The 14,085-nt window shown below is 38.8% G+C and carries 8 protein-coding genes; 2 read left to right on the forward strand and 6 right to left on the reverse strand.

The features are described 5' to 3' along the window. Positions 1–46: 46 nt before the first annotated feature. Positions 47–1,141: a pectate lyase gene (gene pelA / locus KTR06_RS15990; protein ID WP_004306527.1), complete on the forward strand. Its 1,095-nt coding sequence runs from the start codon at positions 47–49 to the stop codon at positions 1,139–1,141. Positions 1,142–1,316: 175 nt separating this feature from the next. Here pelA and KTR06_RS15995 read toward each other — a convergent pair whose 3' ends face one another. From KTR06_RS15995 to KTR06_RS16020, 6 genes are all read right to left on the reverse strand, one after another. Then, positions 1,317–2,954, reverse strand: a complete 1,638-nt coding sequence (locus tag KTR06_RS15995; protein WP_004316947.1) for a fumarate hydratase — start codon at positions 2,952–2,954, stop codon at positions 1,317–1,319. Positions 2,955–3,472: 518 nt separating this feature from the next. Beyond that, positions 3,473–5,476: a DUF4954 family protein gene (locus KTR06_RS16000; RefSeq protein ID WP_004315614.1), complete on the reverse strand. Its 2,004-nt coding sequence runs from the start codon at positions 5,474–5,476 to the stop codon at positions 3,473–3,475. 119 nt (positions 5,477–5,595) lie between these two features. Then, positions 5,596–6,855 carry a GTPase HflX gene (hflX, locus tag KTR06_RS16005; protein ID WP_004315613.1) on the reverse strand — a complete coding sequence of 420 codons (1,260 nt, stop codon included), beginning with the start codon at positions 6,853–6,855 and terminating at the stop codon, positions 5,596–5,598. A 101-nt stretch (positions 6,856–6,956) separates the two neighbouring features. After that, positions 6,957–8,429 carry a SusD/RagB family nutrient-binding outer membrane lipoprotein gene (locus tag KTR06_RS16010; protein ID WP_087319079.1) on the reverse strand — a complete coding sequence of 491 codons (1,473 nt, stop codon included), beginning with the start codon at positions 8,427–8,429 and terminating at the stop codon, positions 6,957–6,959. A 21-nt stretch (positions 8,430–8,450) separates the two neighbouring features. Continuing rightward, positions 8,451–11,402: a SusC/RagA family TonB-linked outer membrane protein gene (locus tag KTR06_RS16015; protein WP_009041213.1), complete on the reverse strand. Its 2,952-nt coding sequence runs from the start codon at positions 11,400–11,402 to the stop codon at positions 8,451–8,453. Between the two features lie 812 nt (positions 11,403–12,214). Further along, the gene (locus KTR06_RS16020) at positions 12,215–13,405 is read right to left on the reverse strand and encodes a site-specific integrase (protein ID WP_087319091.1); all 1,191 of its coding nucleotides are present in this window, start codon (positions 13,403–13,405) and stop codon (positions 12,215–12,217) included. A gap of 450 nt (positions 13,406–13,855) precedes the next feature. Here KTR06_RS16020 and KTR06_RS16025 point away from each other — a divergent pair. Next, positions 13,856–14,085 (forward strand): carboxypeptidase-like regulatory domain-containing protein (locus tag KTR06_RS16025; protein ID WP_217290554.1); only part of this gene is annotated, 230 nt, incomplete at its 3' end.

Below are 14,085 nucleotides of genomic sequence, written 5' to 3' on the forward strand. Positions count from 1 at the left end.
TTCTTCCTACATTTGCATACTATAAAAACATTAAATAATAAAAGCCATGAGAAAACTAAGTCTTTTCTTACTGCTACTTTTTATCCTGACAAACGCCTCAGCCCAAAAAGCAACAGATTACAGAAAACAACAGAACTACAAAGAATGGGTACACATCGCCCCTAAATTTGACGATGATTTCTTCAAGACGGAAGAAGCCCAACGCATCGGTGACAACGTGTTACTCTATCAACAAACGACCGGAGGCTGGCCCAAGAATATCTATATGCCGGCAGAACTGACGGAACAAGAATATAATGCGGCACTAAAAGCTAAAGAAGATACCAACCAAAGCACCATCGACAACAATGCCACCACGACAGAAATAGAATATTTGTCACGGCTTTATCTGGCTACGCAAAAGGAGAAATATAAAGAAGGAGTGCTGAACGGTATTCAATATCTGCTCAAATCGCAGTATGAAAACGGTGGATGGCCTCAATTTTATCCGCGTCCCAAAGGTTATTACGTACAAATCACCTACAATGACAATGCAATGGTGAGAGTCATGAATCAACTTCGGAGCATATACGAAAAGAAAGCTCCGTACACTTTCCTTCCTGACAATATCTGTGAACAAGCACGTAATGCATTTAATAAAGGGATAGAGTGTATACTCAAAACGCAGGTGCGCCAAAATGGAGAGTTAACAGTGTGGTGCGCCCAACATGACCGTGTCACTTTGGAACCCTGCAAGGCACGTGCCTATGAACTCCCGTCACTAAGCGGACAAGAGTCGGACAATATTGTATTACTGTTGATGTCACTTCCCCATCCATCTGCAGACGTTGTAAAATCCATAGAAGGTGCTATCAAATGGTTCCAAAAGTCTGAAATAAAAGGAATACAGAAGGAATATTTCACCAACAGTGATGGCAAAAAAGACTATCGCATGGTTCCCTGTGAAGACTGTCCTACTCTTTGGGCACGTTTTTATGATCTGGAAACAAACCGGCCTTTTTTCTGTGACCGTGACGGCATTAAAAAATATGATATATCGGAAATCGGACACGAACGCCGAAATGGTTATAGTTGGTATAACAAAGATGGAAGCAAGGTGTTGAAGAGATATGAAAAATGGAAAAAAGAACAGAATAAGTAATCATAACAGATGAAAGGTCGATATTTACACTGAAAAAGTTAATATCCGGAAAGTCTTTAAGTCCTTAAAATAAGAAGAGGGGCTGTCTAACAATAAAATAGTCAGACAGCCCCTTTATTAATTCAAGGCATTTACAGCCTCTTCTTATAGTTTTATCCCAACAGGTATCAACCGGTTATTTTTTGCAATTCCACGGTTTCAACTGTTTGAAGAAGTCGTTACCCTTATCATCTACCAAGATAAATGCAGGGAAGTTTTCTACTTCGATCTTCCAGATAGCTTCCATACCCAATTCCGGATATTCCACACATTCGATGCTCTTGATGTTGTTCTGTGCAAGGATAGCTGCCGGACCTCCGATAGAACCAAGATAGAAACCACCATATTTCTGACAAGCATCTGTCACCTGCTGGCTACGGTTACCTTTTGCCAACATCACCATGCTACCGCCATGACTTTGGAACAGTTCTACATAAGAGTCCATACGTCCTGCCGTAGTAGGGCCCATAGAGCCACACGCCATGCCTTCCGGAGTTTTTGCCGGACCAGCATAATAAATAGGATGATCCTTAATATATTGTGGCAAGTCTTCACCGCGGTCCAAACGTTCTTTCAGTTTAGCATGAGCGATGTCACGACCTACGATAATCGTTCCGTTCAATGACAGACGGGTAGCAACCGGATATTTAGTCAGTTCTTTCAGGATTTCAGGCATCGGACGGTTCAGATCGATCTTCACAACATCACCTTCACCTGCCTGACGCAGTTCAGCCGGAATCAGTTCACCCGGATTTGAATCCAGTTTCTCAATCCAGATACCTTCCTTATTGATTTTACATTTGATGTTACGGTCGGCAGAGCAAGATACACCCAAACCTACCGGACAAGATGCACCATGACGAGGCAGACGGATGATGCGTACATCGTGAGCAAGATATTTACCTCCGAATTGTGCACCCAACCCAATCTTGTGAGCTTCTGCCAATACTTCTTTTTCCAGTTCGACATCGCGGAATGCACGACCATATTCGTTTCCGGTAGTCGGCAGGTTATCATAGAAATGAGTAGAAGCTAATTTCACTGTCAACAGGTTCTTTTCAGCAGAAGTACCACCTATCACGAAAGCGATATGATAAGGAGGACAAGCGGCTGTTCCCAATGTTTTCATCTTTTCAACCAGGAACGGAACCAATGTACCGGGATTCAGGATCGCTTTTGTTTCCTGATACAAATATGTCTTGTTGGCAGAACCACCACCTTTTGTTACACAAAGGAATTCATATTCCATACCTTCGGTAGCTTCGATGTCAATCTGTGCAGGGAGGTTACATTTGGTATTTACCTCATCATACATATTCAGAGGCGCATTCTGTGAATAACGCAGGTTTTCTTCAGTGTATGTTTTATATACGCCCAGTGAAAGCGCTTCTTCGTCAGAATATCCAGTCCATACCTGCTGTCCCTTTTCACCATGGATAATAGCAGTACCGGTGTCCTGGCAGAATGGAAGTACGCCTTTTGAAGCAACCTCTGCATTGCGCAGGAAAGTCAACGCCACATACTTATCGTTTTCGCTTGCTTCCGGATCACTCAGAATCTTAGCAACTTGTTCATTGTGTGAACGACGAAGCATGAATGATACATCACGAAAAGCAGCATTAGCCATCGCAGTCAAACCTTCTTTTTCAATTTTCAGGATGGGATTTCCTTCAAACTCGCTTACTGATACATAGTCTTTTGTAAGCAGATAATACTCAGTTGTATCTTTTCCCTTTTCAAACATGGGCTGATACTTAAACAGAGGTGTTGCCATAAGTTTCTTATTTTATTACGTAATGTTAGTTAGTGTGGCAAAGGTAATGATAAATTAAGAATTGAGAATTAAAAATTGAGAAATAAAACATTGTAGGATAAAAATAGGTAGGTCAATAAATGATTATTTTGCGGAGTGCCCTGAAAGGGCTTAATTATATAGCGTAGGGCAACGCCCTACGAAAAAACGACAATCTGAATTTGCGCCCTGAAAGGGCATAATTGTATACAGTTCCGCCCTTTCAGGGCTTGTGGCTGGTGTGCTTTTTTCGTAGGGCGTTGCCCTACGCTATATAATTAAGCCCTTTCAGGGCACCCCAATAAATATATAATTGTAAGAACCGATAAATTCCCATTTACCGGCGTAGCGCCGGAGCAAGGTTTCCATTCGGTATTCCCTGAAAGAGATACAGTTCCACCCTTTAGGGTATGTCTAAAACGATAACATGCCGAATGGAAACCTTGTTGGGGCGCTACGCCCCTAAATTCTCATTTATTTATCTACTTATTTTTGACTCGCTACACTATTTCCGTTTTATCAATCATTTTGATTCGCTCGATGAGCTCATTTCCAAGAGCCGTTTTATCTTCAATATGTTTCAACACCGCAGTCACAAATGTATTGCTTTCGAAATCACCGCGTACTTGCTCAAAGTCCTGCTTCATTTCGTCATGAGAGCCATCAGCACCGAATCCGGTCATAGAAGATAACGAGAATTCTTTCTTAGCATCCTCATATACCATCTTGTCCAATCCGACAACAGCTTGCTGCCAGGCTTTCACGATACCGATGATGTCTTGCGCTGTTATCGTTTCCGGATCTAGGCCATAAAATTCCTGGATCTTATGATAAGCCCATGTCCATTCATAAGTATAATAATTCTCGTGCATTTCTGCGAAGCTTGCATTGATAGACTTCAAACGATTGACTGCTCCTTTCTCAATACCATCCAGTAATCGGTCGATCTCACTCTTGGGAGCAATCAACCCGGAAACATCTACCCATTCGCCGATACCAATTTCCGTATCGGGTTTCAGGCGTTGGCGGATTTCTTCATTGCTCTGGAAGTTAATGCCTTCCAGTCGTTTTATAATGGAGTTTCCTAAGAACTTGTGGATAGCAATTTCATAAAAACGGATTCCGTTGTTCAAAGAAGAGTTCTTGATTTTAGCACTCTGGTAAGAGTAGATTTCTGAAGTTTCACCGGACACACGTTTCAATTCTTTCAAAATGGAACGCCCTTTGAACATCTTCTGAATGGTATAAGGACTCAACAGGTTATAGTTGATATAATCCAGCCTGTTCGGGTCTTTACGATTATCACGTTTCGGCCATTTTTGTGCGTCACGGATAGTACCTACACTTCTCAAGTTGACTCCCGGAACCAGATAAGTCGTATTCCGCTGCTCTATCAGGTAGGAGAAAGGAAGATTAGAAGTATCGGCATGATTGACATGACGTCCCATTACCAAAGAGAAAGCTCCGACACGTGCCGGCCACAAGATATAGGAATCAGAAGTAGTCTTCGCTCCCCTTTCCATCGTTCCTTGATGGATAGGCCCCAACTTATACATGTGGTTGCTCTGATTGGATCCCGAACCTGCATTCATAAACGAGAACATTCCGGCAATCAGCAAAGTAGATTTATGATGTGTCACGGTGAAAGGACCTGCGAAAATAGCACATGCTTCACCGTTCTCTCCTTGGCAATTACTAAAAAACAAAGAATCGGAAGCGGAATAATTATGTCCCAATTTACAGGACTGCCCGACGAAACAACGGGTCAGCATTGTGCCGTCATCCACTTTTGAACCGGAAGAGATTATGAAGTCGTCACAAATTACCCCGTGACCGATATGTACAGGCGCTGTCACATTACTATTGACGCTTCCATTGGATAAACGGCAAGTTCCACAGATATGGCAGTAATCACCAATCCGGACATTCTTGATTGAACCTGTATTGAGAATCATGACATGATTGCCAATACTGCCGACGGCAGAAGCATGTTTATTGGAATAATAATCCGCAATGGATTTCATACGGTTAATCAGTTCGGGACGATGGCGGTACAACGCAAGTATATATGCCTGATGCGCAGACAGTTTGTCGTTCATCAACACTTCACGCCCTCCTGTTTCATTCAAGACAGCCACTTCTACCCCATTACCGAAAGTGCTTAATCCATCCACTAAAATAATATCTACATTCTCAATGAAAGTATCACTACCGATCTCATAGTTAGCAATGTAGTTCTGGATATTCTCAATACAACAGTTATCGCCCACTGATACATTATGCAACGTCACATGACGCAATCCCGAATGTTTCTTGATTCCCCCCGGCAATGTAAATTCTGATTCGAATACCCCCAGTTTCACTTCACCCGAGAAACGGGTATGATGAACGTACTCACAATTAAAGCCCTCTGCCACTGATACATTTCCCCAATCATCGGCCAGACACGACTGGCTCTTCAACTGAAGTACCTCATCTTCAGTCAATCTACGATAGTCTTTCATATACTAAATGATTTATGAGTTATGATTTATGAATTATGATTTATGAACTGTGATGTTGTCCGTCATAATCGCACAGCCAACTCATAATTCAGAAATCAGAAATCATAAATCCCTCCCGTTTATTCTTCCTCTTCTTCGTAGGTCTGATAAAGAAAATCGTTATAGGGATATTTCTGAACGTGTAATTCTTTCACTCGCTGATAAACTACATTTTTCAGTTCGTCTATATTGATTCGTTCGCGGGCGGAAATAAAGAGGCAGTTATCCTCCATTTTTGCCATCCACGTCTTCATCAGTTCTTCGAGTGTTAAGTTTTCCTTTGTTCGGGGGGTAAGGTCGTCCGGCGCTTTCTCCACGTAGGTGTAAGCGTCTATTTTATTAAATACAAGTATCATAGGTTTGCCACTGCCGCCAATCTCTGCCAGTGTCTTGTTCACCACCTCAATCTGTTCCTCAAATCCGGGGTGGGAAATATCGACTACGTGCACAAGCAAATCTGCTTCACGCACTTCATCCAGGGTAGATTTAAAAGATTCTACCAAGTCGGTAGGCAACTTGCGAATAAATCCTACCGTATCCGACAACAGGAACGGTAGATTATCAATAATCACTTTGCGCACAGTGGTGTCCAAAGTAGCGAACAGTTTGTTTTCCGCAAACACTTCGCTCTTGGAGAGAAGATTCATCATGGTTGATTTTCCCACGTTGGTATAACCAACCAGTGCAACACGTATCATGCGTCCGCGATTCTTTCGTTGGGTAGCTTTCTGCTTGTCAATCTCCGCCAGACGTTCTTTCAATAATGACATACGGTTCAGGATGATACGGCGGTCCATCTCGAGCTGTGTTTCACCCGGACCACGAAGTCCCACGGAACCTTTACCGCCACCGGCACCGGAACCTCCTCCCTGGCGTTCCAAGTGAGTCCAAAGTCGCTGCAAACGTGGCAACATATATTTATATTGAGCAAGTTCTACCTGCGTCTTCGCATTGGCTGTCTGTGCACGCATGGCAAATATATCAAGGATCAGTGAAGTACGGTCCAGTATCTTCACTTTCAGTTCGGCTTCAATATTACGAATCTGTTTCGCAGAAAGCTCATCATCAAAGATGACCATTCCTACTTCACGTTCTTCTTCCTCTTCGTTACGGATATATTGTCTGATTTCTTCCAACTTTCCTTTTCCGACATAAGTCACTGAATGAGCTGTCGGCAACTTCTGCGTAAATCGTTTCACTACTTCCGCCCCAGCCGTCTCGGCAAGGAAAGCCAGTTCATCCAGATACTCGTTCGTCTTACGCTCATCCTGCGTTTGTGTGATGAGTCCGACAAGCACTGCTGTCTCTACTTTGGCTTCGGATATTACAAATTCTTTCATTCTTTACTTCTAATATATAATAATGTGGGCGCAAATATAACAAAAAAAAAGAGGACAATGTTTTATTGTCCTCTTTTTCGTATCATTTATCACCTTAGAATCTATAAATCAAACCACATCTTTTCCCAAATTTTAGGAGATTCTTTGGGTGCATTAGGATTAGCAGTCATTTCCTCAGGACTATATTCCCATCTACGAATAAGTTCCCGAGAAGTAGCTTCTGTCGGCACAGTAAGTACAGGTACCTCATTACCATTGGATCCTGATCTTCTCCACTGTACAAATTCTTCCAACGGTCTGTCCATCAAATCAATCCATTGCTGAATATGAATCTCATATAAAGCTCTATCAGGTTCCAATGTGTTTAAATCATCCAAAGCATCAATAAATTCAGTTGTCTTTACCGGATCCGCTTCATAATAATCACAAGCTGTTTGAATAGCTTTCTTATATAATTCATTAGCTTTCACCAAATTAGAAGTTACTCCCAACCCACGTACATACGCTTCCGCTTCAAAAAACAACTGTTCCTGATAAGAATAAATTAATTCAGGGGCCTCTTTTCTAAAAAGATACTTACTTATAACGGAAGATAATAACTCCGCATTTTCATCATCAGTTTCTTCTGCTGCCTGCCGAGTATCCAAGCCTCGATACAGCCCGTCAGCTCCCGGTTCAAAATATCTGGAAATACGAGAATCATTGCGTTCCTGCATAGGCTTCAATACATTATTATTTGCAAAAAACATAATATTGATGCCATTTGTATACTTCTCCAATATTTTATATTTAGGATTTTCATTACCGGCAGTCTGTAAATATGGGAACTGCAGATTATCATCAGCCGAACTAATCATACCACCGTCACTTATCAACTTTCCAATCTGTTCTGCTTTCGTCGGATCTTTATCCACCATTGTCATTAAAGTTCTGAATTTTAAAGATTTGGCCAACCGAATCCACTTTTGCATATCACCTTTATAAAAAATATCGTAATCAGTAATGGCCAAAGGATCATCCAAGTTGATCTCATTCAACGCTTCATCCAACAAGCTTACTACACCATTCAAAACTACTTCCTGAGAATCAAATTTTGGATATTTAACTCCTTCTATCCAAGCCTCCGTAAATGGAATATCTCCCCATATCATTGTTGTCTCATAAATATGTTGAGCTAGAATAATTTTACATTGAGCAATTCCATTATGATTGACAGGAGTAGCTTCTTGAGCATTTTTGATAGCTAACTGCAAATTATTACCTCCAACAGAATAGTAATGCTTCCATGTATTACCAAGGCTATATGGATCTATGACATAATAACCTTCCGCCCAGCCCCCATAATCATCGCCGCCGTCTGCCTGACACTGGATACTTTGAGAAAGAGGAATGTAAGCATCTCCTCCGGTACGACTACCAGCCCAATTCACTACTGCATAATTGAATAAATACCCGGGATCCACCTTTTCCGCAGAATTTGGATTATGATTAACATCCAACCAATCACTACATGAGCTCAAAATAGCACATGTAAATATGATTGCTATAGTATATATTGATCTTTTATTTTTCATATTATTTCTCTTTGATAATTATTATAATGTCAATCTAATATTAAATCCGAAACTTCTTGTTGTCGGGATACTATTGAACTCAACTCCCCCACCGATCTGTGCAGGTCCAAAAAAGTTAGCTTCCGGATCAATGTGAGGCACATGATCTTTTATAATCCAAAGATTACGAGCCTCAAAGCCTAAATCAAGAGATTTGACAAAGAAACTTCTAAACCATTTTCTAGGAAAACTATAAGAAAAGTTCAACTCACGTAATTTAACATATGAAGCATCGAAAATATTACCCTCATTATTACTTGATTTTGCCACATGCCCCCAATAATCTTGCATACTTTTAACCGGCACATCATTAGCTCTGTAAGTTCCATCAGATTGTAAGATGACTCCCGGTTCAATAAACGACGCATCTTCTCGATGGGCAGCAGTTTCAGCAGCAAGTCCGGTAGTACGTAAAGTACCCACTGTTTCAGAGTAAAGAGAACCACCTTGACGAATATCTATCAGGAAACTCAATGTGAAACCTTTGTAAGAGAACGTATTATTAATACCCATTGTAAAGTCCGGGTAAACATCTCCCAAACGCACATTGTTTACAATTTCACGGAGTCCTGTCTTTTCGTTAATAACATAATTGCCCGAATCATCACGTTTCCAACCTGTACCATACAGACCAAACGAACCACCAACTTCCGCTTTTATCTGCAATCCACTCAATCCACTAGTCAACGAGTACTCATCCAACCCTTCTGCCAGCTCATCAACTTTCTGGGTGTTTTTTGCAAAAGTAGCCTCCAAGTCCCATTTAAAATCCTTAGTCTGTACAGGGGTAACTCCTAATGCTACTTCAATCCCTTTATTAGATACTTTTCCCGCATTAATATTATTGGCAAAATACCCCGTGGACAAAGGAACATCAATGCTTACGATTTGATTTTTAGTTACACTTTTATAATAAGTCAAGTCTAAACGAATACGATTTTGGAAAAAGCGTAAATCAGTACCTACCTCAAACGATGCCTGATTTTGTGGTTTAAGATTCTCATTCGGCAATACACGAGGACCTGTAAATCCTACTAATCCATTATGGGGAAAAACATTCGTTAAATTATACTGCAAAAAATAAGAATTAACCGGAGTATATTGAAACGCCAACTGGTATGGTTGTTCATCACTACCGACATTAGCATAACTCATACGCAATTTTCCATAACTCAAAACATCCTTATTCTTCATCAATTCTGTAAAAATAAAACTACCACTAATTGACGGATAAAAATAAGAACGGTTATTTACAGGTAATGTAGATGACCAGTCATTTCTTCCTGTCACATCCAAAAATACCATGTTCTTATAACTGAAGCTTATATCTCCATAAAGACCAACCAGCCGTTTCTTAGAGGTATAATTTACCGGACTCGTTGTCTTAGCATTAGTATATGCATACAATTCATCTACAACCAGATTTTGCGCCAACACATTATTATTTCTCCAGTCTTCCTGATATATATTGTGTCCCAACATTACTTTTACTCCATAATCTTCCGCAAATGTTTTCTCATACGATATCATCAAATCATTATTCAAAATACGCTTATAGAGATCCCATGTCTGGAACTGTCCTTCAAGATTACCAATTGTCCCTTTCGAATATACTTTACGTCTGGTTTCTGTATAAAAGTCAGTTCCTGCATTATTCGAGATTGTCAGTCCTTCTATCGGTTTATAAGTCAAAACAATATTGCCGATAAGACGATCCAACTGATTAGTAAATTTATTCTTGTTGATTATCCAATACGGATTGTTACTCTTTCCTTCCGGATCCAGTGATATTTGCTTACCGTATTCGTCAATCCAATTGTTTTTCACATCGTTGATATTTACCGTACGCGGCATTCCGTTTATCAAAGGAATGAGCAAGTTATTATCATTAGATCCCTGAGCAGGCCGTCCTTCCGAATCAGAGCGGATGTACTGTGCTGAAACTCGCCCTGTGAAGTTCTTGGTGAAATTCATACCACCATTAACGGCAAAAGCATATTTATTATAGTCGGATCCGGGCACCACCCCTGTCTGATTAGTAGTAGAGACACTGATTCTAAAATCAGAACGTTCTGTACCACCAGCAATTGCGACATTATTTATATAACTCATACCTGTCTCATAGAAATCTTTTACATTGTCAGGATATGCTTGCAAAGTAACCTGTTCTCCTTTAAAATCTGCAAATGTCTGATCTTGCACAGAAGATATCTTAGGCCCCCAACCATTCAACATTTTTACATTATATTTGCCATAACTTCCTTGTGCGTAATCATTTTGAAAATCTGGCAGTTTCAAAACATTCTCAAAACGTGTGGAAGAATTAACTGTAACAGATACCTGCGAATTGCGACTACCTTTTTTGGTAGTTATTACGATAGCACCATCTTTCGCACGCGCACCATACAATGCAGTTGCCGCAGCCCCTTTTAAAACATTAATAGACTCGATATCATCCGAGCTAATATCTCCTGCACGGTTTCCAACATCAACAATGCCATTAGTTCTGTCCGGATTGAACGCCCCATTGTCAATAGGCAAACCATCAACAATAAAAAGTGGAGACGACACGCTACCAATAGAAGAAGCACCACGAATCTGAATACTAGAACTTCCCCCTGCAGTACCTGACGACTGTCCAATCTGTACACCTGCGATCTTACCTGATAAGGAGTTTAAAACATTACTTTCACGTGCCTTGGTTATTTCATCACCTTTAACACTTGTCACTGAATATCCCAAAGACTTTTCAGAACGTTTAATCCCCATCGCAGTCACCACAACCTCATCAAGTTTCTGAGAATCAGATTTTAGCACAACTTTCAGATTCGGTTTTATAACCACTTCCTGCGTCTGCATACCAATGTACGAAATCTGCAAAGTCTTTGCAGAACTAAATACAACTATAATATCTTGATTACTAATAATATACACGATGTTTACTTTCCTTCGGCAATAAATCTTTTGTTGTAGTTATTATGCAGATTATCAATATGTTAAATACCTACCAAACATATTAATTTGCTGATTTATGATACCAGATTTCTATCAAAAATAGGACATAACCATCTATTAATTAATTATTTAAGTTCTTGTCTTATATGATATAAGCTAAAACTTATTTCCATCTTAACTGTTGAAGATGGTTTTATTGTTCTAAATTATATCCAATAATTATTGACTATAATAATATATTCATTAGCAAACGATAATCTAAGAAAAAGAAAAACTCCAGATGAAAAAATGCATATTTTATTACTGTATATTTTAAAATATGCAGGGGTGGATTCAAATATTCTCCAAAATCGCAGAGAATATGATTGATGAATATTCATATTGGATGGTTATATGCTTTTTCTGTATCAAAGAGATTGTGTAATTACATCTAATTATGTAAAAAGAAGTATTTATCATTTATCTGACGCTAAAATGAAAGAACCCCAAATGCCGGATTCTAATAGCTATTAGAGGCTATCAGGGTTATAAATTAGCTTTTAATCCTTTCCTTTTAAAGAAAGCAAGGGCTTCTCTACGACCAATGACTCGTTCCTTTTAAAGGAACACTTTATTCCTTTAAATGGGACGAGTGATAATATTCGTAATAACGATGTGTATTTAGGTTATGTATATGCGTTTTTGAAACTGAAATTGCATATTCTTTCATTTAATTATACACTTTTCTTTCTATTAGAGAAAATTAGCCCCTCCATTTCTAAAACTAAATCTTAAAAACAGAACACTTTCATCTAGCTTTTGTACCTATTATTATTTTTTGATGAGGCCGTTTTCTCAAGATCACGTACCACTGTTATATCCATTATATTTGCATATACCTGTGTAGTCTTCACACTTTTGTGTCCTAATAGCTTTTGTACCGTAGTAATATTTGCACCACTATATAATAATAAGGTGGCATTTGTATGCCGGGCGGTGTGAAATGACACACGTTTATCTATTTTCGCCAAGCCTGCTAATAAATTCAATTCTTTGTTGATATTAGAATTGTCTTTCAACTTAAAGAAGCTGTCAAGATCATCTTTATAGCGTTGCAATATCTCAATTCCTTTGCCTTCAAATAACAAATATAAAGGAAGACGTACCTCAATACCAGTTTTAACAGACTTGTATATAATCCAGGTTTCCTGATGGAATTCAACAATATTTGCGGAGGTCAGACTGGTGAAATCAGAATATCGTAACCCTGCGTAGCAACAAAATAAAAAAGCATCTTTTGTTTTTTGTAGCCTCGTATATCTTCCTGTTAGCTGTAAATTTTCAAAGCGATATAACTCTTCCGGAGCCAAGTGCGTATGACTTCCCTCTATACTTTTAATTTTATACTTTCTAAAAGCATACTTTTGTATATCCATATATTCCTTATTTATAGCAACGTTAATATATCGTTTTAGATGCTTCATGTGCTTGGCAATGGTATTAAGGTGATAGCCTTTAGACTGCAGGTGATTATCAAATGAGGACACAAATTCAAATGTCAAATCGGTGAATAATATCTCTTTCTTAAATTCCTGAAGTAATTCAAGAGTGGAAAGATGATTTTGTCTGGTACTCTCTTTCAAAAGAGAATTAGCGACTTCTTCTTTGAAGAAAGTTAAGAATGAGCTCCCGTTACTTAGAGGCTTATCAATCGAATTCTTTAATAAATCTAGCGATATTGTTTTTCCTTGTTGCCATAATCCAAGTTCAGTATGCTCAATAGCTGCTATATTCTCATACAACATACGATTCAAAACATTGGCATTAGGATGATTCTTCACCATCTTTCGTTTGGCATCCCACTGATCGGGTTTGAGATATATTTTGGTGGAGAAATACATTTTTTTTCTGTTCAGATAGGCCTCTACCTGTACTAACGCCATTCCTTTTTTATTCAATCTCTTCTTTCTGTTAAACACAAGGTTGTAACTGATCTTTTCCATACTTTCATTTTTAAATTAATAATAGAACAAATTAGACGTAATTCTGTGCTATATCAGAGACGAATAAGCATTAATATCTCTAAAAAAATAAATCTTCAAATAATATAGTATTCACAAAACTTTAAATTAAATGCCACTTTTTTATTCGCTTTTCCACGAAAAAAGCAAAAAGAACAGCTTTTAAAGGTGTTTTATGACTAAAAACGAGTAAAAGAAATATTAAAAGATGCATTTTGCTCATACAAAGTGTTACTAGCTATTTTGGCAATCAACGCTTTTAATAAGAAAAAACATGCTTATCGACATAAATACAGCACACAAAATAACAAAATGTTATATTTGCAACCTTTTTTTATTAATATAATTGTTAGTTTCAGTTTTATTAATATATTTGCAAATTGTTAGAGTAAAGATACAAATAATGTAAAGTTAAACTTTAAGAGAGAATTTATGAAAAGAAAATTAATGCTGTTATTGGCATGCCTTTTTGTGGGCATAGGTCTGGTAACTGCCCAAACTCAAAAAGTCACAGGCGTTGTGATTTCTGAAGAAGACGGGCAGCCAGTTGTTGGCGCTTCTGTGTTGGTAAAAGGTACCACTCAAGGTACAATCACAGATGTAGATGGTAATTTTAATTTGTCGAATGTACCAAGTTCTGCAAAGACTTTGCAGATTTCGTA

Origin of the sequence: Bacteroides sp. MSK.20.12 (genome assembly GCF_019052435.1) — a bacterium.
Classification (GTDB): domain Bacteria; phylum Bacteroidota; class Bacteroidia; order Bacteroidales; family Bacteroidaceae; genus Bacteroides; species Bacteroides xylanisolvens.

Coding starts and splice junctions, on each gene's coding strand:
- KTR06_RS15995 (WP_004316947.1), bottom strand. CDS start 2,954: ATGGCAACACCTCTGTTTAAGTATCAGCCCATGTTTGAAAAGGGAAAA.
- KTR06_RS16000 (WP_004315614.1), bottom strand. CDS start 5,476: ATGAAAGACTATCGTAGATTGACTGAAGATGAGGTACTTCAGTTGAAG.
- pelA (WP_004306527.1), top strand. CDS start 47: ATGAGAAAACTAAGTCTTTTCTTACTGCTACTTTTTATCCTGACAAAC.
- hflX (WP_004315613.1), bottom strand. CDS start 6,855: ATGAAAGAATTTGTAATATCCGAAGCCAAAGTAGAGACAGCAGTGCTT.
- KTR06_RS16010 (WP_087319079.1), bottom strand. CDS start 8,429: ATGAAAAATAAAAGATCAATATATACTATAGCAATCATATTTACATGT.
- KTR06_RS16020 (WP_087319091.1), bottom strand. CDS start 13,405: ATGGAAAAGATCAGTTACAACCTTGTGTTTAACAGAAAGAAGAGATTG.